General features: G+C 65.8%; 15 protein-coding genes and 1 riboswitch. Of the genes, 5 read left to right on the top strand and 10 right to left on the bottom strand.

Annotation, left to right across the window (positions count from 1 at the left end; genetic code table 11):
- Positions 1–11: 11 nt before the first annotated feature.
- Both AB5Y81_RS00750 and AB5Y81_RS00745 read left to right on the top strand, forming a co-directional pair.
- The gene (locus AB5Y81_RS00750) at positions 12–1,208 is read left to right on the top strand and encodes an aspartate/tyrosine/aromatic aminotransferase (RefSeq protein WP_279484890.1); all 1,197 of its coding nucleotides are present in this window, start codon (positions 12–14) and stop codon (positions 1,206–1,208) included.
- Positions 1,209–1,333: 125 nt separating this feature from the next.
- Entirely contained in the window at positions 1,334–2,257 is a 924-nt protein-coding gene (locus AB5Y81_RS00745; RefSeq protein WP_279484891.1) for a LysR family transcriptional regulator, read from the top strand.
- Positions 2,258–2,300: 43 nt separating this feature from the next.
- Here the strand turns inward: AB5Y81_RS00745 and AB5Y81_RS00740 are convergent, their stop codons facing one another.
- From AB5Y81_RS00740 to AB5Y81_RS00715, 6 genes are all read right to left on the bottom strand, one after another.
- Positions 2,301–2,624: a DUF1820 family protein gene (locus tag AB5Y81_RS00740; RefSeq protein ID WP_005308607.1), complete on the bottom strand. Its 324-nt coding sequence runs from the start codon at positions 2,622–2,624 to the stop codon at positions 2,301–2,303.
- 179 nt (positions 2,625–2,803) lie between these two features.
- Complete coding sequence (locus AB5Y81_RS00735; protein WP_279485513.1) at positions 2,804–3,655, bottom strand: YjjW family glycine radical enzyme activase; 852 nt, start codon at positions 3,653–3,655, stop codon at positions 2,804–2,806.
- A gap of 37 nt (positions 3,656–3,692) precedes the next feature.
- A complete protein-coding gene (locus AB5Y81_RS00730; RefSeq protein ID WP_279484892.1) occupies positions 3,693–5,219 on the bottom strand; it encodes a YjjI family glycine radical enzyme in 1,527 nt (508 codons plus the stop codon).
- Between the two features lie 116 nt (positions 5,220–5,335).
- A complete protein-coding gene (locus tag AB5Y81_RS00725) occupies positions 5,336–5,677 on the bottom strand; it encodes an AzlD domain-containing protein (protein WP_010635181.1) in 342 nt (113 codons plus the stop codon).
- Between the two features lie 2 nt (positions 5,678–5,679).
- Positions 5,680–6,399 carry an AzlC family ABC transporter permease gene (locus AB5Y81_RS00720; RefSeq protein WP_279484893.1) on the bottom strand — a complete coding sequence of 240 codons (720 nt, stop codon included), beginning with the start codon at positions 6,397–6,399 and terminating at the stop codon, positions 5,680–5,682.
- A gap of 135 nt (positions 6,400–6,534) precedes the next feature.
- On the bottom strand, positions 6,535–7,011 hold the full coding sequence (locus AB5Y81_RS00715; protein WP_005308598.1) for a murein L,D-transpeptidase family protein: 477 nt from the start codon (positions 7,009–7,011) through the stop codon (positions 6,535–6,537).
- Positions 7,012–7,271: 260 nt separating this feature from the next.
- Here AB5Y81_RS00715 and AB5Y81_RS00710 point away from each other — a divergent pair, with 260 nt between their 5' ends.
- Positions 7,272–10,418 carry a S41 family peptidase gene (locus AB5Y81_RS00710; RefSeq protein ID WP_279484894.1) on the top strand — a complete coding sequence of 1,049 codons (3,147 nt, stop codon included), beginning with the start codon at positions 7,272–7,274 and terminating at the stop codon, positions 10,416–10,418.
- 100 nt (positions 10,419–10,518) lie between these two features.
- On the opposite strand, the gene AB5Y81_RS00705 is transcribed toward AB5Y81_RS00710, so the two are convergent.
- Both AB5Y81_RS00705 and AB5Y81_RS00700 read right to left on the bottom strand, forming a co-directional pair.
- Entirely contained in the window at positions 10,519–11,862 is a 1,344-nt protein-coding gene (locus tag AB5Y81_RS00705) for a zinc-dependent metalloprotease (protein ID WP_279484895.1), read from the bottom strand.
- A 20-nt stretch (positions 11,863–11,882) separates the two neighbouring features.
- The gene (locus tag AB5Y81_RS00700; protein WP_041202933.1) at positions 11,883–12,545 is read right to left on the bottom strand and encodes a hypothetical protein; all 663 of its coding nucleotides are present in this window, start codon (positions 12,543–12,545) and stop codon (positions 11,883–11,885) included.
- 332 nt (positions 12,546–12,877) lie between these two features.
- On the opposite strand from AB5Y81_RS00700, the gene AB5Y81_RS00695 reads away from it, so the two are divergent.
- A complete protein-coding gene (locus AB5Y81_RS00695) occupies positions 12,878–15,073 on the top strand; it encodes a glycoside hydrolase (protein WP_279484897.1) in 2,196 nt (731 codons plus the stop codon).
- 21 nt (positions 15,074–15,094) lie between these two features.
- On the opposite strand, the gene AB5Y81_RS00690 is transcribed toward AB5Y81_RS00695, so the two are convergent.
- Positions 15,095–15,886 carry an ABC transporter substrate-binding protein gene (locus tag AB5Y81_RS00690; protein ID WP_279484898.1) on the bottom strand — a complete coding sequence of 264 codons (792 nt, stop codon included), beginning with the start codon at positions 15,884–15,886 and terminating at the stop codon, positions 15,095–15,097.
- A gap of 77 nt (positions 15,887–15,963) precedes the next feature.
- Positions 15,964–17,811: a M3 family metallopeptidase gene (locus AB5Y81_RS00685; RefSeq protein ID WP_279484900.1), complete on the bottom strand. Its 1,848-nt coding sequence runs from the start codon at positions 17,809–17,811 to the stop codon at positions 15,964–15,966.
- 292 nt (positions 17,812–18,103) lie between these two features.
- Here AB5Y81_RS00685 and AB5Y81_RS00680 point away from each other — a divergent pair, with 292 nt between their 5' ends.
- Entirely contained in the window at positions 18,104–19,795 is a 1,692-nt protein-coding gene (locus tag AB5Y81_RS00680; protein WP_279484901.1) for a methyl-accepting chemotaxis protein, read from the top strand.
- Positions 19,796–20,060: 265 nt separating this feature from the next.
- A riboswitch (cyclic di-GMP riboswitch) is annotated at positions 20,061–20,146 on the top strand.
- The last annotated feature ends 35 nt before the right edge of the window (positions 20,147–20,181 follow it).

The raw sequence follows: 20,181 nt of genomic DNA, 5'->3' as shown, positions 1-20,181 counted from the left end.
AAGGACCCCCCATGTTTGAACACGTCGATGCCTATGCTGGCGACCCCATCCTGACCTTGGTCGAGACCTTCCACAAAGACACCCGCGAGCAGAAGGTGAACCTGGGGATCGGCCTCTATTACGACGAGCAGGGCCGCATTCCGCTGCTGGCCTCGGTACAGCAGGCCGAAGCGCAGCGCGCCGCCGCCCCGGCCCCCCGCCCCTACCAGCCGATGGAAGGCGCCGCCAACTACCGCACCGCGGTGCAGCACCTGCTGTTCGGTGCCGACCACGAAGCGGTCAAGGCCGGTCGCATCGCCACCATCCAGACCATCGGCGGCTCAGGCGCGCTGAAGATCGGCGCCGATCTGCTCAAGCGCTACTTCCCGACCTCAGAGGTGTGGGTCAGCAATCCCACCTGGGACAACCACAAGGCGATGTTCGAGGGCGCCGGCATCAAGGTGCACGACTACCCCTACTACGATGCGGCCACCGGCGGCGTGCAGTTTGACGCCATGATCGACTGCCTGAGCGCCCTGCCGGCGAAAAGCATCGTGCTGCTGCACCCCTGCTGCCACAACCCGACCGGGGTGGATCTTTCTCGCGCCCAGTGGGACCAGGTGATCACGCTGGTGGTCGAGAAGAACCTGATCCCCTTTATGGACATTGCCTATCAGGGCTTCGGCGACGGACTGGAAGAGGATGCCTATGCCATTCGCGCCATGGTGGCCGCCGGCGTCAGCTTCTTCGTCAGCAACTCCTTCTCCAAGAACCTCTCCTTCTACGGCGAGCGCTGCGGCGGCCTGTCGGTCATCTGCCAGGATGCCGAAGAGGCGGGTCGGGTACTGGGCCAGATGAAGGCCACCGTGCGCCGCAACTACTCGAGCCCCCCCACCCACGGTGGCCAGATCACCGCAGCGGTGATGAGCCAGCCCGAACTGCACGCCATGTGGGTCGGTGAAGTGACCGAGATGCGCACCCGCATCAAGGCGATGCGCCAGAAACTGTTCGAGGTGCTGAGCGCCAAGGTGCCGGGCCGTGACTTCAGTTACTTCATCAACCAGCGCGGCATGTTCAGCTACACCGGCTTCACCCCGGAGCAGGTGGACCGCCTGCGCGAAGAGTTCGCCGTCTATCTGGTGCGCTCCGGTCGCATGTGCGTGGCGGGCCTCAACAGCCGCAACGTCGACTACGTGGCCGACGCCATGGCCGCCGTGCTCAAGGGCTGATCCCCGCAAGCCCCGCTCAGGCGGGGCTTTTTGTTTGTCCCGTTTGCTCGTGGAGTCCCTATGAACCTGATCGCGCCGTCTCCATTGCGCCATCCAGCCCGCCTCGTCTCGCAGCAGGAGGCCTCATGGATCTGATCGCGCTGTCGCGACTGGGCGGCCGCCATCTGGTTACCCTGCACCTGCTGCTTGACAGCCAGAGCGTCACCCGCACCGCCGAGCGGCTCTGCACCACCCCCTCCACCGTCAGCAAGACCCTCAACCAGTTGCGGGATCTGCTCGGCGATCAGCTGCTCTACCGCCAGGGCAACCAGCTGTTGCTGACCCCGTTCGCCGAGCGGCTCGGCCCCACCCTGCACCGGCTGCTGAGCGAGCTGAACGGCCTCACCGGCCAGGGCGGCTTCGATCCTGCCAGCTGGCAGGGGCAGCTGAAATTCGCCCTGCGCGAGAGCGGCATGGTCTGGCCCATGGGGCCCATTCTGGCGCAGCTGATGCGCGAGGTGCCGGGCCTGGTGCCCGACATTCGCAACAAGGATGAGCAGGGGCTGGCGGCCCTGGCGGCGGGCAAGCTCGACTTCGTGATCCTGCCCCACGATCAGAGCCAACCGCTACCCCGCCAGCAAGGGCTGGTGTGGGAGACGCTGCGAGAGGACAAGCTGGTCTGCCTGCTGCGCGCGGATCACCCGGCGCTGGAGCGGCCCTGGGATCTCGATGCCTACCTGAGCTGGCGCCATATCGCCATTCGCGATCAGGAGCTGGCCAACCCCTTCTTCGAGCAGAGCCTGGCCCAGTTGCAGGTCCGCCGGCAGATCGCCGCCATCCTGCCCGATTTTGGCAGTGCAGCGACCCTGCTGCGCCAGAGCGATCTGATCCTCACCGCCGTCAACGGCTGGGCCGAACAGGCGGCCCCCCACGATCTGGTGAGCCGGCCGGTACCGTTTGATTACGGCGCCGTCACCCACAGCCTGGTATGGTACGGCCCCGCCGGAGAGGAGCCGGCCCGGCGCTGGTTTCGCCAGCGGATCCTGCAGCTGGCCCGCGAGCTGGCATGATGGGGGCCGTGCCCGGCACAGGCTGTGCCAGGCACGACTGTGCTCAGGGTTTCTTGGTGTAGATGGGGCCGGGGAAAGGAGAGACGTTGTTGCCCAGCTCGGTGATGCGGGCAGCCCCCTGCTTGCGCACCTGATCGACCCGCAGCACGTGGTGCATGGGGATCATGGTGCGATTGACGTCGGCAAACTCACTCTTCAACTTCTCGTGGCTGGGGTCGACGATAAGCGCCGTGTGGTTGTCCCACACGAAGTTGGCGATCTCGATAAAGCCGAACAGCTGACCCTGGCTCACTTCCCTGACATAGACTTCGTAACGCTCGTTGTGACAAATGAACTGCACTCGATATAAGGCGTTGGATTCACTCATGTTCGTCTGTTGATGGTGGGCGATTGACCCATTCTAGCCGCCCCCTCGCAGAGCTCAAATAGACAGCAATCACAGTTACGTCATCTCAAGACTCAGGCAGCAAAAAAGCCGGCCAGCTCGTCGCAACCTTCATCAATAAACATGAAACTCCTTTGCGATCAGTGCATTGAATAAATCTTTCAGAGCAAGGGCGGCAGAGTGACGGGGCCAAGCCCCGCCGCCGCCAGCGCCGCGGCCAGTTGCTCCAGCTCCTCTCGCGTCGCCTCTGGCCAGCCCTGCGCCGTCCCGCGCACGCCGTGATGGCGAAAGCCGTTGAGGCGGATGGGCACGGGCCCCAGAGAGTGCAAGAAGGCGGCGAGCCCGCCATCCAGCGTGCCGTCGGCGGCGAGATAATCGCTCTGCCCCGGCACCTGCAGCAGGCGCACCTCCGCCAGCTTGCCCGCCTGCGCCAGCAGTTGCAGCGAGGCCAGCACCCGCTCGCGGCCATAGCCGGTCAGCGTGTGATGCACAGAGTCGTGCCACCCCTTGAGGTCGATCATGGCGCCGTCCAGCACCGGCAGCAGCCGCTGCCAGCCTGCCTCGGCGAGCGAACCGTTGCTGTCGAGCAGGCAGCCGAGATGGGCCAGATCCGGCGCCCCCTTGATGGCCGTGAACAGCGCGATCACGAACGGCAGCTGGGTGGTGGCCTCACCGCCGGAGACGGTAATGCCGGTCAGCAACGGGCCGTAGCGGCGCAGCAAGGCCAGCACCTCGGCCACCGTCATGGTGGCGGTCTTGGGGCTGGCGCTGCGGGGGCACACATCGAGACAGGCATCGCAATCGGTGCAGCACGCCGCCTGCCAGCTGACCCTTCCTTCGTGCAGGGTCAGGGCCCCGCTCGGACAGCCCGGCACACAGTCACCGCAGTGATCGCAGAGGCCGATGGTGTGCGGGTTGTGACAGCCGGGGCAGGCGAAGTTGCAGCCCTGCAGAAACAGCACCAGCCGGTTGCCGGGGCCGTCCACGCAGGAGAAGGGCAGCCAGCGGCTCACCGTCGCACAGCGCGCCGCCCCTGCCCGCCTGCCGCACTCAGTAGTCACACAGGGTCGCCTCGCGTCCCACCACCCGCGGCGCCCGCTGGCGGATCCCGGTCAGCTCGCTCGCCTCGGCGCCGAGGCAGGTGGTCTGCAGCCGCGAGCCTTCTGCCGCGAAGCGGGCCACGTCGCTCTTGCGGATCATGTAGCCGGTCACCCGCACCAGGTCGCTGTCCGCCACGTTGGCGGTGAACTCGCGCATGCCGATGGCGAGCGCCCCCTTGCAGAGCTGCAGCAGCGCCTGCGGGTTCTGGCTGATGGTGGGATCCAGGGTGAGGATCTCGCTGATCCCGGAGTGATAGAAGCCGTGGTGGGGCGCCAGCGCCAGCATGTGGCTGGCGGGATCCGGCTCCTCGCCATAGGGGATGCGCACCCCGGGGGTCACCCCGCGATCCACGCTGAGCCCACCCTGGGAGTGGAGCAGGGCGCGGCCGCCCCAGGCGTGGCGCTGCGGCGTTTCGCTCACGTGGCGGGCGAGCTGGGCCGAGATGCGATAGCCCAGCTGGTTCGCCTCCTCGTCACGGCCGTAGCGCTCCGGCAGATTCTCCTTGTCCATCAGAAGGTTGACCGCCTCGGCCATGCCGTAGATACCAAACATGGGCACGAAGCGCCCCTCCTCCAGCAGCCCCTCCTGCACCAGGAAGCTGTCGAAGAAGCCGGACTCCTGGTGCAGGAAGGCGGCGCGCGCCTCGATCAGACGGGAGGCGAGGCGGCAGTAGTGGGGCAGCAGGCAGCCCAGGAAGTCGTCGATGCCGTGGGCCTGCTCGGCCACCCGCTTGAGGGAGACCCGTACCAGGGTGTTGGCGCCGCCCGCCTGGGGCAGGGCGTTGTAGCAGCTGACGATGCCGAAGCCGCGCTCGTCGAAGGTGTTGCGATGCAGCGGGTAGTTGGCGATGTGGGGCTTGCTGCAAGCCGCTATGTTCTGCACCCCCTGCAGCAGCAGGCTGTCCGGGGTCTGCGCCGGATCGTGGAACAGGGTGAGGTTGGGGGCCACCTGTTTGAGCTCGCCGTCAATGCGCAGGATCAGCCGGCAGAGACGGTTGTCGTCCGGCCCTATGTTGACGTGCATGAAGGCATCCGGCAGCACCCGGTCCAGATAGATCCAGAACCCCTTCAGCTTGCGATGGAGCGCCTCGTCATCCAGCTCACCGACGAAGGGCAGCAGCAGGTGGTCGAGCCGGCCCAGCCAGACCGGCATGCCGGTGACGGAGGGCACGTGGTGGTAGAGGATGCGCAGGGCATCGAGCGCCTCGTCAAAATCCTGCGGCGGTGCCAGCTCCAGCCAGGCGGAGCCCTGGCACAGAAACTTCTCGTAATCCGGCAGCACATAGCGCGGCTTGTAGGGGGCGTGCCCCTCGAACATGTCGCAGACAAAGCCCTTGGCCATCGCCTCGCTCACCTCGGCGGGCAGCGCGGGATAGGGCAGCGCATTCTCGGCGGCCAGCGCCAGGGCATGGCTCTTCTGGGCCGGTGACAACAGGGGATCGCGCACGATGCGCTGGCAGGTTTCGGTGAAGGACATGGCTCGCTCCTCGACGGATGGGAGCTAAATCCTCACACTTGAGAGGTGTTTTTTGAAGTGACATTCACAACATGGCGGATATCCAATGAAGACATCCGCCATGCAGGATCACGGGCCTAGCCCAACCAAGGCAGCAGCTGGGCCACGCCCCCCTGCCAGCGCAGCAGGAAGAAGCCCCCCATGCCGACCACCACCACCAGCAGGGTCGGCAACCGCAGCAGGGTCAGCGCCGTCACCAGCAGGGTGGCGACCAGGTAGTCCGGATCCCAGCTCAGCCCAGTGCCCGGCTGGTAGCTGAAGACGATGGGCAGCCAGATGGCGGTCAGCACCGACTGGGCCGAGAAGCTGAGGAAGGCCCCCATCTCGGCGCCCGGCTGATAGCGGGTCAGCCGCGAGAAGAAGGCGAAGCGGTTGAAGAAGGTGATCAGGGCCAGCAGGCCTATCATCAGCCAGCTCATGATTACCTCCTCATCCGGTGCAGCACATAACCCACCAGCATGCCGGAGAGCGCCGAGATGATGATGTAGACCTCCGCCAGCAGCGGCTTGGTGAGCAGCGCCATGGCCCCGCTCACCAGGGTGGCCGCCACCATGGGCAGGTTCTTCATGGCGGGAATGGTCATGGCGATGAAGGTAGCGGCGATGGCGAAGTCCAGCCCCATCTGATCCAGCCCGTCGATATACTGGCCGGCGGCGATGCCGAGCAGGGTCGCCACATTCCAGAATAGATAGAAGACGAAGCCGGCAATGAGCGCGTAGGCCGGATCGAAACGGCCGCTGCGCTCCCTGTCTTTGAGCGCCACAGCGAACATCTCGTCGGTCAGGAAGAAGGCGAGACTGGCGCGCCAGCGCAGGGAGAGCGGCAGCACGTCGCGGCGAAAGGTGAAGCCGTAGAGCAGGTGCTGGGAGGTGATGACGAAGGTGGAGCCCATGATGGGGAGCAGCGGCGTACCGGCCCCGAACAGGGTGGTGGCCGAGAGCTGGGCGGCGCCGGCATAGACCAGCAGCGACATCAGCTGGGCCTGCAGCGGGCTCAGCCCCACCTGCAGCGCCAGGGTGCCGCACAGGATCCCCCAGGGGATCACCGAGATGGAGAGCGGCAGAATATCGATGGAGGCGCGCCACCAGAGCGCGCGGGTACTCTCGGCCCCGACGGACGGAGAGAGGGTTGCTGACGGCATGGGATCATCCTTGTTGCGGCCACGGCGAGCCGGAAAAACTAGCACAGCACGGGGACGGATACCAAGAGGCTGCGGGTAAAGAAAGGAGGGAGCCAAAAAACAGAACGCCACCCGAAGGTGGCGCGCTGCAGAGAGTCAGGGCTGAATGATGATGGGAGTGCCGGGTTCGATGGCGTTCCACACTTCGTCCAGATCCTTGTTGAGCATGGCGATGCAGCCATTGGTCCAGTTGGACGGCTGCAAACGGGTGTTGCCTATGCTGTTGCGCTGACCGTGGATCATGATCATGCCGCCCGGTCGCACACCCATCTCGTTGGCCGCCTTGATGTCGTCCAGATTCGGGTAGTTGATGTGGATGGCCTTGTAATAGTTGGAGTTGGTCTTCTTGTAGTCGAGGATGTAACGGCCTTCCGGCGTGCGCTGATCCCCTTCCCGCTGCTTGTGCCCCTTGGGAGCCGGGCCCAGAGCGATCCAGTAGCGTTTGACCTCCTTGCCATCCTTCATCAGGGTCAGGCTATAACTCGATTTCTTCACCACCACCATATCGGCGGACAGGGTGGCAAAACTCAATGCGGGCCACAGCCCCAGCAAACACAGTAATACGGCTCTCATTCCATCCCTCGGCAAGCCTCTGGTAAGGGCTTTTCTGTTACCAAATCATCTGAACTGCACCGCCTGGTGTGGCGGGCGAGCGCCATCATATTGGATCGCCATCAATACTCAATATATCCAGAGAAACATATCCCGCGCCATCTTTTATAGATTGTTACAATTAACTGCCAAAACAACGGGATAACCCCCCTATCTCGGGATAGTCCCGGGCGGGACATTGGGGGAAGATAAGGCGCTTTTCACCTCTCAGGAACCTCACGATGCGATACCGACTATCCCTGCTGCTCTTGCTGATCTGCTCCCCCCTGCAGGCGGCCGAGCCACTCTGGCTGCGCGAGCCCGCCCTCTCCCCCGACGGCAAGCAGCTTGCCTTCACCTGGCAGGGTCGCATCTACCTGAGCGCGGGGGATGGCGGCCCCGCCGTGCCCCTCACCGACGGCAGCTATCTGAGCCAGCGCCCGCTCTGGTCGCCGGATGGCAAGCTCATAGCCTTTGCCGCCAACCTCTACGGCAACGAAGACGTGTTCGTGGTGCCGAGCCGCGGCGGCGAGATGGTGCGGCTGACCCGCGATTCGCGCCCCGATCTGCCCCAGGCCTTCAGCGCCGATGGCAAGCAGCTGCTGCTGAGCAGCCAGCGCCTGACCAACCCCGACGCCGATCACTTCGTAGCGGAGGGGTATCGGGCCAGCAACCTCTACTGGACGCCGGTTACCGGCGGCCCGCTGACCCCGGCCCAGCCCCTGCCCGCCACCCTGGCCCGCCCCCACGGCAACCAGCTGGCCTACCAGATGCCGGGCATGGATCAGCCGTTTCGCAAGCATCAGCATTCGTTCGCCGTCTCCCGCCTCTGGCTGTTTGACGGCAAGCAGCATCGCCAGCTGACCGAAGACAGGGTAGCCGCCAGCGATCCGGTCTGGGATGAGCAGGGCAAGCAGCTCTACTACCTGAGCGAGCGCAGCGGCGACTTCAACGTCTGGCAACGGGATCTGGCCAGCGGCCAGGATCGCCAGCTCACCCACTTCAAGGGTCACCCGGTGCGCGGCCTCAGTGCCTCCCGCCAGGGGGATCTGGTCTGGTCCTGGCAGGGGGAGCTCTACCGCCTCGATGCAGGCAGCGACACCCCGCACAAGCTCGCCATCCAGCCGCTGTTCGCCAAGGTGCCGGCCGAACAGAGCTGGCAGCCCGGCCCCATCGACGAGGCCATCGCCCGCCAGGACGGAGAAGAGGTGATCCTGGTCAGCCAGGGGGATCTCTACGCGGTCGACACCCGGCGCGAGCGGGTACGCCAGCTCACCCGCCACCCCAGCGAACAGTCGGCGCCGCGCTATCTGGATAAAGAGCAAGAGCTCATCTACCTCTCCGAACAGGAGGGGCCGGCGGCGTTGTATCGCCTCAAGAAGGAGCAGCCGGACACCCTGTTCAGTGCCCCCGGCACCCTGATCGAGGAGAAGCTGCTGGCCATCCCGGGCGCCGCCATCAGCGTGCCGACCCTCTCCCCCGACGGCAAGCAGCTCGCCTTCGTGGTGGATGGCCAGGCCGTCCATCTGCTGGATCTGGCCAGCGGCAAGCAGCGCCAGCTGGTCGCCGCCGAGTTCAACCCCTCCCGCCATGCGGTGGAGCTGGCCTTTGCCCCCGACTCGCGCCACCTGGCGCTGACCATCCAGCCCGACTCCAGCCAGCAGGAGATCGCCGTCATCGACACCCGGGATGCCAAGGCCAAGCCGGTCAACGTCAGCCTCAACGGCTATCGGGATGGTGAGCCGGCCTGGAGCCAGGATGGCGGTATTCTCTATTGGCAATCAACCAAGTACGGCGTGCTGGGGGCCGATGGCGAGCCCCTCGGCGGCAGCCTGCTCGGCCTCTACAGCAGCCGCGCCGCCAGAAGCGACTTCCTTGCCGAACAGGTGCCGCCCAAGACAGGTTACGGCTTCGAAACAGACCGGCTGGCACACCGGGAGGCGCTGCAGTTGCAGCCAGAAGGTACCGTCCTCGCCAGCCGCATCGTCGACGATCACCTGGTCTATCTGGTGGAGACCAGCGGGGCCAACGGCGAGAGCGAGATCAAGGGCTACGCCCGGGATCTGCGCAAGGGCGAGACCAAGCTGCTGTTTGCCGAACAGCCGGGGCCGGCGCTGGCCAGCCTCAACCAGGATGCCAGCCTCGCCACCCTGGTGCGGGAGGGGGAGATCGCCCTCATCGATACCCGCTCCGGCGAGGCCAGCAGCCACCCCTTCAATCTGCTGATCACCGCCAGCTGGCAGGATCGGATGACCGCCGCCTTCGACCAGATCACCCGCCTCACCCGGGACGAATTCTACCGGGCCGACATGAACGGGGTGGACTGGGACGGCTACGTGGCCGCCTATCGCCGCCTGCTGCCCAGCATCAGCAACGAGCGTGACTTCGGCAACCTGCTGGCGGAGCTGGCCGGCGAGCTCAATGTCTCCCACACCTGGGGCAGCGTCCCCGACTCCTCCCAACGCATGCCGGACGACACCGCCAGCCTCGGCGGCTACTGGCGCGAGCGGCAAGGAGCGGTCGAGCTGACCGCCCTGCTGGCCGGCGGCCCGCTGGAACAGGAGACGGATCTGGCGCCGGGCGCCCGCCTGCTGGCCATCAACGGCACCGAGCTACACAGCCTCAACGAGCTGGATGCCCTGCTCAACCATCAGGCCGGCCAGCGGCTGGCCCTCACCCTGTTGCCCAAGGGGGCCAAGGAGCCGCACCAGCTGGAGGTCACCGCCATCGACCAGCAGCAGGAGTATCAGCTGCAGCTCGACGGCTGGGTCGCCAAGCGCCGCAACCAGGTGGAACAGTTGAGTCAGGGGCGGGTCGGCTACGTCTATCTGCCGGAGATGAGCAGCGCCGTCTATGAGGAGGTGGTGGCCGACGCTCTCGGTCGCCAACGCAACCGCGAGGCGCTGATCGTCGACGTGCGCTTCAACAAAGGGGGTTATCTGGCCAACACCCTGGTGGAGTTCCTCACCGGCAGCGGCAGCGCCCAGGGCATGGCCAGCAGCTGGCCGCGCCTTGGCAAGGGAGAGACGGACGCCGCAACCCGCCAGTGGACCAAGCCCTCGGTGGTGCTGGTCAATGCGGGCAGCTACTCGGAAGGCTCGGCCTTTCCCCAGTACTACCGCACCCTCAAGGTGGGTCCCATCGTCGGCGAACCGGTACCGGGCACCGGCACCATGGTATACGGCCACACCTCCAGGCTGATCCCGGGCCTCGCCTACGGCATCCCGACCCTGGGGCTGCGCAACCCCGACGGCACCCTGTACGAGAACCAGGAGCTGATCCCGGACGTGCAGGTGGCGCTGACCCCGGCCGACATGGTGGCGGGGCGCGATCCCCAGCTGGCAGCCGCGGTGCAGGCCGCCCTCGCCCAGCTACCGGCGGCCAGATAAGCCCGCCATAAAAAGAGGAGCCGGCCGGGCTTGCCCGGTCGGCTCCTTTGACAGACAGACATCAAGGGCGCCCCGCCTGTTGCGGGGCGCCCTTGATGCATCAGGCCGGCTGCGTCTCGGCCGGCTGGCGGGCCAGCGCCAACTGATACCTGTGCTCGGCCAGCTCCAGCTCGCGGCGCGCCTCATCCACCTTGCCGTCGGCGCTCTTCACCGCCGCCACCAGCTGGTTGTAGCGATCCCAGCTGCCGTTGTACTCCTTCACCTCGGCCTGGTAACGCTGGCTGATCTCGTTGGACTGGCGAATGATGGCGTTGTTCTCATCGTGCAACTGATCGATGCGGGTGCTCAGGCCCGCCTGGATGACTCGGATCCGGCGATACTCTTCCGGGCCGTAGCTGCCGTTGTAGCTGTTGTGCTCGCGCACCAGCCGGTTGATCTCCTGCACCGTCTGGCGGTTGCGCTGGTTCAGCTGGTTCAGCTCGCGCTGGTAGCGATCAAAGTTGCCCTTGAGCGTCTGCTGGCGATCCTGCAGGGCGGTTCTGGCCGCCACCTGCTGGCTGTAGTGCTCCTGGGCCGCCGCCAAGTCCTGGCGCCGGGTTTCGAGGGAGCGTTCCAGCTCGCCCAGATCCGGCAGCGCTTCCGTCACCATGGTGGGGTAGAAGGCGGCGATCTGCGGCGTGGTCACCTTCAGCGCCCGCACCGCATCGGCCCCGTTGGCCTGATCCCGGTAATCCACGCCGCACGGCTGCCCCTTGCAGACCAGGTCCGGGCTGGAGAACTTGTACTCGTGGCTGTAGACCCCGAAGCTGGAGGGATAGGCCATCACGGTGGCGAAGGAACCCCGCACCCCGTGTCCCAGCGCATAGTGGTAAGTGCCCCCCGTGCCATCTTGCAGGCGGGAGTGGTTGAGCCCCATGTTGTGACCCAGCTCGTGTGCCAGCACCACGTCGCCACAGCCGGTGGCCGTGACATGGCTGAACATGCTGCCGGCATCCTGGGAGACATCCCCGTCGGCATACGCCTTGCGGCCATCGCTATAGGTCGCGGAACCACCAACCCAGGCCAGCCCGCAGCTGCCGTGGTCACCGGTCTGGGGGCGCATCAGCACCACCATGTCGGCGCCATAACGGGTGCGCAGGGTCGGTACCTGCTTGAAAGCCGGATCCTGCTGGTAGGTCACCGCGTTGAGCGCGGATTCGTCGGTGCCGCCATCCGGGTAATTGACCTGCTGGTCGTGCACGCTCCGCACCGTCAGATCCAGGCCGCTGGCGGCATAGATCTGGTTGGTGACGTTGATCATGTGCTGGATCCGGGTCTGCGCATCCCCCTGATAGCGGGCCGCCAGCCCCGGGCTGTGCAGCACCATCAGGTCGATGGTTTCCGCCAGCACGGGGGTCGCCCCGAGCAATCCCGCAATCATGATCCCCAAGGTAGTTTTCTGCATGTGATCTTCCTTTTCTGTTGTTATTGGTGAGTCGGGATCAGGGCGTCATCGCCGCCATGACCCAGATCCAGCGGCGGGTTCTTGTAAACCCAGCCCTTGCCTCCCAGGGTCTCGACGGAGTAACTGCCTTGCGGCGTGCCGATGAACCCGAAAGTCGCTTGCTTGCCGACGGTGAAATTGACCGGATAGCTGTCACCGTCGACCCGAATCTCCCCTTGCCAGTTGCGCTCCCCGCCCCGCTGCAACTCGACCTTGGTCACCCTGGCCTGCAGGGTACTGCCATCCGGCAGCGGCAGGGCTACGCTGTCACCCACCTGGGCCCGCTCCAGATCGCTGCCCTGCAGGGCGATCGGCTGGGGTTGCTCGACCGCATCGCCGGGCTCCGCCAGCGGAAAGTCCGCATCCACCTCGGCCGCCTGCCAGGGGATCTCCAGCTGCTGGCTGCCATCTTCCCGCAGCCGATCCGGCTTGGCGGGGGGCGTGACCGGCGCCGGCTTGAGCGCGGGTGCCGGCATGGCGGCGAGTGGCGTCAGCTCCACCAGCGGGGCCGACTCTGCCGCACGCGCCTCATCCCCTACCATCATTGCGCCGGGCGCCACCGGCTGCGGCCACAGCCACCAGCCGATCACCCCGGCCAAGAGGGCACACAACGCCAGCCCAAGCCCCCATTTCGCTCTCTTCATACTGATACTCCAGTCAAAAACAATCCTTATAAAACAATGAATTGCATTCAAAGTGAGGGGGCATGCTAGAAACTGGCGACAAGGCTGGCACCCCCCTATATGGGGCGTCTGAAAAATCGACGCTGGTGTTTGCACACATCCATTTGAGTCGACAAAGCCAGCGCTGGCGGGGGCTGAGGAAGGGTTCGAATGATGCTTTTTTGCTGCAGCAAAACGTCCGTGAAAGCGACCGGCATGACTCCCTTCACCCCATATGGGTTAAGCAAATTTGGCTGTACCGGGAGGCGGGCTGCGGCGTACCCTGATGGCATTGATCAGGTCAAGGATGTTGCATGAACGGTTTGCGAATAACGGCGCCAGCACTGGGCTGGCTGGCAATTTCATGGCTGGCGGCGCCGCTCGCCGCCGCCCCTCTGACCCTGCAAGGCGGGACTCAAAGTTACAGCATTGATCCCGATACCCTGGCCATTGCGGTGAACCGGATCCCGGTCAGCGCGGGCCAGCCCGCCCGCCAGGTCGATCAGCTGCAGCAGGATGACCAGCAGGCCAGCTGGCGCTGGCCCGCCCAGGAGGCCAGGGTGGAGGTCAGGCTGGATGGCGACGACCTGCTGCTGACGCTTGCCAGCGACAGTCCCCGTCAGCTGACCTGGTACAGCCTGCCGAGAAACCAGACCCACCTCTCCCTCGCCATCGGCGAGGGCAGCCGCTTCTCGGTGCGCGACAGCGACTGGCTCGGCTATGTCGGCGACGAGCTGGCCGAGCTCAACACCCACTACGACCTCAAGCTGCCGCTCTGGAGCCAGGATGCGGGCAAGCAGACCTACAGCTGGATCCTGCTGAGCCCCTACAACAACCAGCTCAAGTTCAGCCGCCAGGGGGGCCGGCTGCAGCTGAGCGCCAGCCACGAGTTCAGCAGCTTCAACGCTCAGGCGCCCATGGTGGTGCGGCTGAGCGTGGGGGATGACTGGCTGGCGGGGGCGCGCCGCTACCGAGAGTGGTTGCAGAGCGAGGGGGCCTGGCAATCCCTTGCCGACAAGATTGCCCGCGTCCCGGCCGGCCGGCGACTGATCGGCGCCAGCCATGTCTACCTATGGGGGGATGCCCTGCTCGATCGGCAGGACGTGAAGGCGTGGCCCGCTCTGCAGGCCAGATTGCAGCAAAAGCCGGAGTGGCTGCAGACCTTCAACGCCGAGGAGCGGGAGGCGCTGGCCGCCGCCCATCCCGAGGTCTGGCAACAGACCCTGATCATGGCCGGCCTCAACCGGCTGATTGCCAGCCAGCTGCCGCTGCCTGCCCAGCAGGGCCCGCAGGCCCAGAGCAAGGTGCTGGCCCTGCGCCAGCAGTGGGTCAAGGGTCAGCTGGGGGATCTGCTGGTGCCTCAGGAGCGCTGGGGCCAGGGGCTGTCGCTGCCGGTGATCGAGGCGCTGCAGCAGGCGGGACTGCGCAAGCTGTGGCTCGGCACTCCGCAGTGGACGGCGGCCCTGCAGCAGGGCTATGCCCTCACCGCCGCCCAGCGCCAGGGCTATCTGGTGGGCAGTTATGACTCCTACGACACCGCCATCGCGCCCGGCACCAACGACAGCTGGCTCACCGCCCAGCTGCCGCCGGAGATCGGCAAGCGCTGCGCCATCGTCGAGGCCAACGGCAAACCCAAGCCGGGCTTTGGCGGCGAAGGGGTCTATCTCAACCCCGGCTGCACCCTGCCCTTTGCCAAGAGCCGCATGAGCGAGCTGGCCAAGGCCAGCGGCATCAACAGCCTGTTCCTCGACGTGGATGGCACCGCCATGGCCTCCAACGACTACAACCCGGCCCACCAGCAGGGCAGTCAGGCGATGATCGCCGATCGCAACGCCCGCATGAGCTGGGTGGGGGAGCACCTCGGTCTGGTGCTGGGCTCAGAGGATGGCAACGCCCTCACCAGCAAGCCGCTGCTGTTTGCCCACGGCATCCAGAGCTGGGGCTTTGGCTGGGAGGATGCCGCCATGCGCAAGCAGGCCAAGTCCCCCTACTACCTCGGCAAGTGGTGGCCGGACGAGGCGCCGCAGGTCTTCTTCCAGCCCGCCCGGCTCAAGCCGCGCTACCTGAAGACGGTGTTCAATCCGGCGGATCGGCTGCCCCTCTATCAGGCGGTGTTCCACGACTCCGTGCTCAACAGCCACCACTGGCTGCTGGACAACCTGAAATTCCCCGGCATCAAGGAGGAGCGCGCCCTGCTCGGCCTGCTCTACAACACCCCGCCGCTGGTCAACCTGAGCCGCAGCACGCTGGCCAGTCGCCTGCCGGAGCTGACCCGGCTGAGCGAGCAGTTCGCCCCGCTGCACGAGGCGCTGTGGGACAAGGCGCTGGTGGGCTTTCGCTGGCGTGACGGGGTGGGCCGGGTGCAGGAGACCCGCTTCTCCGACGGCAGCCGGCTGGTGGCCAACTTCAGCCACAACTCCATCATGATCGACGGCCACAAGCTGGCGGGCCGGCAGCTGCTGGTGGCGCTCAAGGGCAAACCGGTCAGCGTGCTGAAGATCCAGGGCTAGGCCCGGCGGGGTGACGGGGGATCAGAAAGGGGCAGCCCCGCCGAGCGAGACGGAGGGCTGCGCATGGAGGTTGAGCCAGCGCCGGCGCAGGGTCTCCAGCGAGCCATCCTGGCGCATCTGGTCGAGGGCCTGCTGCAGGGCCTGCACCTTGGCCGGCTCCGTCGCCAGGTTGAGGGCAAAGTAATACTGCTCGCTGTCGTCATAGACAAACAGCGGGGTGAGCGCCTCGAAGCCGTGCCCCAGCTGGTGCATGTGGAAGGCCGCCCCCAGATCCAGCGCCGTCACCAGCTCCACCCGACCGCGCAGCAGCATGCGAAACTTGTCCTCCTCGCTGTTGACGCTGACCGGCGCCAGCCCCTGGCGGATCAGCTGCTGGGCCGAAGCCGAGTTGCGTACCACGGCGATCCGGTAGTCGCTCGCCTCCTGCAGGCTGCGGGGCTGGATGTCGGTGCGCGAGCTCAGCCGCCACACCCTGATGGTGCGCGGCCCGACCGGCCCCACCCACTGGAACTGGTGCTCCCGCTCCGGGGTGCGCGCCACCGAGAAGAGGATGCTGCCCGCCCGATAGCGGGCATTCTGATAGGCCCGCGCCCAGGGCAGCAGCTGGATGTCGCCGCGCAGCGTCAGGCCGCTGCGCGCCAGCAGGGCCTGCAGCAGATCCACCGAGAAACCGCTCACCGGCTGGCCGGCCAGCTGGTAGTTGTAAGGGGGCATCTGCTCGGTCAGCGCCTGCAGTGCCCGGGCCGGCTGCGCCAGCGACCCCGTCAGCAGCAGCGTGGCCAGCTGCCACCTCCACCGCGCTCTTGTTCCCACCCTCGACTCCTTCCCATGAAAAACAGACCCCTGCCGTGGCAGGGGTCTGACATAACACATGTTCACCGGCTTGCGCCTCAGTGACTGGTGGTCGCCTCCTGGTAGTGGTGGCGGATCCAGCGTTCGAAGCCGGCCAACATGGCTTCCTCTGAGTCGCTATTGTCGGCGATAAGCTGGTCGCCGTGAACTACCCGAATGCGGGCATCGAGCGGAGCCCCCTCGCCGGCCGGCGGACGCTGACGGGCCGCCGCCATGCAGGCCTCGGCCTGTTGCCACGCCTCGGCCACGCTCTGGTTGCACACCGCGGCCAGCGGGCCGGCGCTGAAGCCCTTGCCGGTCAGGCTGCGCAGGGTCTCGTCATGGGTCATGCCGTTGCCCGGCCCCCAGTAGTGGGCGGCCAGATCCGGCCCGATGCGCGGGTTGTCGGTGAGGTAGCCGTCGCGCTTCAGGAAATAGGCGCGGGTCTGCTCCACCGCCATCAGCGCCAGCAGGTAGCCGTGGTAGGCACAGGCCGACTCCTGGTTGAGCAGGTGCGGGATGGCCAGCAGCGGACGCGGGCTCTCTACCCCCAGGATCTGGCGCTCCCAGCGGCGGGCCAGCGCCAGCACGGCGGCCGGGGTGCGCTCAGCTTCGTCCATGGCGTAGAGATCCCGCTCGAAGTAGGCCACCAGCGCGATCTGGCGCTCGTTGAAGGCGCGAAACGGCTGGCGTGCCTCGATCATCGCCTTGATCAGCGCATCCGGGATCGGCTCCCCCGCCGCATTTCTGGCGTAGCGCTTGAGCCAGTCCGCGTCATCCAGCAGGCTGTCGCAGAACATCGACTGGGTCTCGGCGTAGGCCATGGAGGTGGGCGGGAACTCCTGGGAGAAGCAGGGGGCGTTGCCGGTGACATTGGCAAAGTGCGCCGCATGGCCACCCTCGTGGAACAGGGTGTTGAGCCCGCTCCAGCCGCTGCCCACCTGGGCCGGGTCGGCCAGGCTGGTGAAGTTGACCACCGCCGGCACCCACTCCCCCTCCTGCCAGAAGCTCGGCACCGGGCCGTGGCAGAAGCCGTTCTCGTATTTCCCCTCCCGGGTCAGCAGATCCAGAGTGAGGCTGGCGCCGCGGTACTGGATGCCGAGGCGGCGGAAACTCTCGACCCAATCCTGCAAAGCGCGGGAGAAGGGTACGTACGGATCGAGCTGGCGAGTCACGTCGCCGCTCACGCTGTAACGCAGGTTGTGGGGCAGCAGAGCCGCCTCCCCCTTGGCCGCTTTCAGCTCGGCCAGGCTCTGGTGCAGCCGCTGCTCGGTGCCGGCGATGAAGTCGTCGAGGATGGCGAACAGCTGCGCCGGGCTCATCTGCTCGTTCTTGTGCACCTTGTAGTCGAAGTAGTCGCGATACCCCATGGCCCGGGCAAAACGGTTGCGCAGCGCGACTATGGCCAGATAGCCGTTGTCGACCACCCAGTTCTCCAGGGTGTGGAACATGGCGAGCGCGCTCTGGCGCACCGCCTCGTTGCTACTGGCGGCCAATGCCGTGCTGGCGGCGGGCAGACTGCCGGCCACCTCGCGGCCCTGCTCGTCCAGCAAGGTCAGCTTCAGCTCCCGACGGCGGGCGAACAGCGCCGCCTCGGCGGCCACCAGCTCGTCCATCAGGGCGGCAGCGTCCGGCGCCTCGATGACGTTGCATTCGAAGAAAGCGATCCAGCCTGCCAGACCGCGCTTGAGCTCGGTCTCCTCGGCCATGGCATGCATCTCCCGCAGCACCGGCAAGCGCGTCGGGTCGGCGCAGAAGGCCTTGTAGGCCTGCTCGGCGGCGGTGAAACCGTCCTGATCGTCACTGGTGCCCATGTAGGTGGACCAGAACAGATCCTCCTTGCGCCTGTGCACCTGCAGGTAGTCGGCGTTGAGCTGGTTGAGATAATTCCTGGCAATGGAACTCATAAATTCCCTCTTGTTATGGGGCAGCACGGGGTGCCCACTCCTTTATTGGTGAAATGCTGACTCATTCACATTTTCTGCAAATAATCCGGCAAATGGTGCGCCGGGATGCGCGCGAACACGCTACCAAAAGCGAGGGTTTCTGTCTGCTGGCTATACTGGTGTCAAACTTCTCAATTGGCGTGCTGTCGCGCCAAGCCTTTGAAAGTTAATTAAATGTTAAATGAAAAATAATCAGGGCCAGCCGACAGACTGGTCACCACCAGACCCGCATGGGAAAGTTAAGGAAGAGACTATGTTCAAGCTCGGTGATATTGCCGTGAGCCGCAAATTGATGCTGTTGCTCTCACTGGCGCTGGTCGGCTTCATCGCACTGCTGCTCATCTCCGCCAGTGCCCTGCAGCGCAATCTGATGAGTGAACGGGAAGCCAGGCTGCAGGCCGTGCTGGATCTGGCCATGAGCCGGATCCAGGCGCTGGCCGCCACCCTGCCCGCCCCGCAGGCGCAGGCCGAGGCCAGGGCCATGCTCAACAGCATGCGCTTTGACGGTGACAACTACCTGTTCGTGCTGGACGAGAACCGCCGGATGCTGGTGCACCCCGTCCGGCCCGAGCTGGTCGGCCAGCAGATGGGCGAGAGCGGATCCGCCACCGCCGGCGCGCACTGGCAGCGGATGGTGGATCTCGGTAGAGGGGGTCAGCAGGGTCGGCTGGAGTACCAGTGGGTCTCCCCCTCCGGCGAATCGGCCCAGAAACTGTCGCTGGTAGCCGGCTATCAGCCCTGGGGCTGGATCCTCGGCTCCGGCGTGCTGCTGCAGGACATCCAGGCCACCATCTGGTCCCAGTACCAGCTGATGGGGGGCGCTACCCTGCTGGTGACCCTGCTGATGGGGCTGCTGGGCTTTGCCATCAGCCGCTCCATCGTCAACCCGCTGGCCGAGATCAACCGGGCCATGCAGCAGGTGGCCGCCGGCGATCTGGTGGTGAGCATCCCGGTGCACGGCAAGGATGAGCTGGGGGCCGTCGCCAGCTGCACCAATCAGGGGCTCAGCGCCATCCGGCACGCCCTGCTGGAGGCAAGCCAGGGGGCCGGCAACGTGGCGGATGCCGCCCTGCGCATCGCCGCCTCCGCCGAGCAGACCAACCAGGCGGTCAACAGCCAGCGGGATCAGCTGGCCCAGCTCGCCACCGCCATGAACGAGATGAGCGCCACCATCGCCGACGTGGCCGGCCACGCCGAGAACACCGCCCGCGACACCCAGGACGCCACCAGCGAGGCCGGCCTCGGCAACCGGGACGTGCACGCCAGCGTGCACGGCATCCAGGCGCTGGCCAGCGAGGTGGAGCAGGCCACCTTGCAGGTCAACCAGCTCAAGGAGGGGGTGATGCAGATAAGCGAGGTGACGGCGGTCATCAGCGCCATCTCGGAGCAGACCAACCTGCTGGCCCTCAACGCCGCCATCGAGGCGGCCCGGGCCGGCGAGCAGGGCCGCGGCTTTGCCGTGGTGGCCGACGAGGTTCGCCAGCTGGCAAGCCGCACCCGCCAGTCCACCGAGGAGATCCAGAGCACCATAGCCCAGCTGCAGCAGCGGGCGGTGAGTGCGGCCGACGCCATGGACGCCAGCCGCAAGCTGGCGGAGAGCAGCGTCGGCCAGTCAGAGAAGGCGGGCCAGGATCTCTCCCTCATCGTCAACCACATCCAGCACGTCAGCGACATGGCGACCCAGATCGCCACCGCGGCGGAGCAGCAGAGCATGGTGGCGGAGGACATGAACCGCAACGTCAGCGGCATCAACGACTCGGCGCTGGAGATGTCCCAGTCAGCCTCCCAGCTGGCTCAGGAGAGCGAGCTGCTGGCCGGACTCTCCCGCAGCCTGGACGAGCGGCTGGCCCTGTTCAAACTGGGCTCGGCCAGCCACCAGCCGGCAACCCAGCCACGGATGCCGCAACCGCCGCGGCAGGAGGATCACCCGCGCATCCGCCACTGATCCGTCCTGGCTTGTCGCAGCGCACGCCCCCGCCAGATCGGCTGGCGGGGGCGTTTTTCATTGCGAAAAAATGCCAAATATTTGCATCTTGTCGACCTGTTCGACGAACTTGATGCCGTGGCGCCGAGTTAATAGCCATTTAAAAACAGAAAGTTAAGTGTTTGCTCTACTCCGATGAGGTCAAGCTGTAAAGATTTACACTTAATTATTTAATCAAAAATAGTCATGATGAGTTGTCGCCAAACGCGACACCATGACCCTTTATGTAGTCATTTGGCAAACTGGTTGAAAGGCCAGGACGCAAAGCCTCCGGTCTAAAGACATGTCGTCCAGGATAGCGGGGTTGCCACACAGTGTTTCGGGGAACGCCCCTGCCAACTTGACTG

Source organism: Aeromonas sp. s2 (assembly GCF_040907935.1).
In the GTDB taxonomy this organism is placed as follows: Bacteria; Pseudomonadota; Gammaproteobacteria; order Enterobacterales; family Aeromonadaceae; genus Aeromonas; species Aeromonas dhakensis.
This window is presented reverse-complemented; position numbering and strand designations above follow the sequence as displayed.

Excerpts from the sequence above, each read along its gene's own strand:
- AB5Y81_RS00745 (WP_279484891.1), top strand. The coding sequence starts at position 1,334 with ATGGATCTGATCGCGCTGTCGCGACTGGGCGGCCGCCATCTGGTTACC.
- AB5Y81_RS00730 (WP_279484892.1), bottom strand. The coding sequence starts at position 5,219 with ATGTCCTTCACCGAAACCTGCCAGCGCATCGTGCGCGATCCCCTGTTG.
- AB5Y81_RS00720 (WP_279484893.1), bottom strand. The coding sequence starts at position 6,399 with ATGCCGTCAGCAACCCTCTCTCCGTCCGTCGGGGCCGAGAGTACCCGC.
- AB5Y81_RS00685 (WP_279484900.1), bottom strand. The coding sequence starts at position 17,811 with ATGAGTTCCATTGCCAGGAATTATCTCAACCAGCTCAACGCCGACTAC.
- AB5Y81_RS00750 (WP_279484890.1), top strand. The coding sequence starts at position 12 with ATGTTTGAACACGTCGATGCCTATGCTGGCGACCCCATCCTGACCTTG.
- AB5Y81_RS00725 (WP_010635181.1), bottom strand. The coding sequence starts at position 5,677 with ATGAGCTGGCTGATGATAGGCCTGCTGGCCCTGATCACCTTCTTCAAC.
- AB5Y81_RS00680 (WP_279484901.1), top strand. The coding sequence starts at position 18,104 with ATGTTCAAGCTCGGTGATATTGCCGTGAGCCGCAAATTGATGCTGTTG.
- AB5Y81_RS00700 (WP_041202933.1), bottom strand. The coding sequence starts at position 12,545 with ATGAAGAGAGCGAAATGGGGGCTTGGGCTGGCGTTGTGTGCCCTCTTG.
- AB5Y81_RS00695 (WP_279484897.1), top strand. The coding sequence starts at position 12,878 with ATGAACGGTTTGCGAATAACGGCGCCAGCACTGGGCTGGCTGGCAATT.
- AB5Y81_RS00705 (WP_279484895.1), bottom strand. The coding sequence starts at position 11,862 with ATGCAGAAAACTACCTTGGGGATCATGATTGCGGGATTGCTCGGGGCG.
- AB5Y81_RS00710 (WP_279484894.1), top strand. The coding sequence starts at position 7,272 with ATGCGATACCGACTATCCCTGCTGCTCTTGCTGATCTGCTCCCCCCTG.
- AB5Y81_RS00740 (WP_005308607.1), bottom strand. The coding sequence starts at position 2,624 with ATGAGTGAATCCAACGCCTTATATCGAGTGCAGTTCATTTGTCACAAC.
- AB5Y81_RS00715 (WP_005308598.1), bottom strand. The coding sequence starts at position 7,011 with ATGAGAGCCGTATTACTGTGTTTGCTGGGGCTGTGGCCCGCATTGAGT.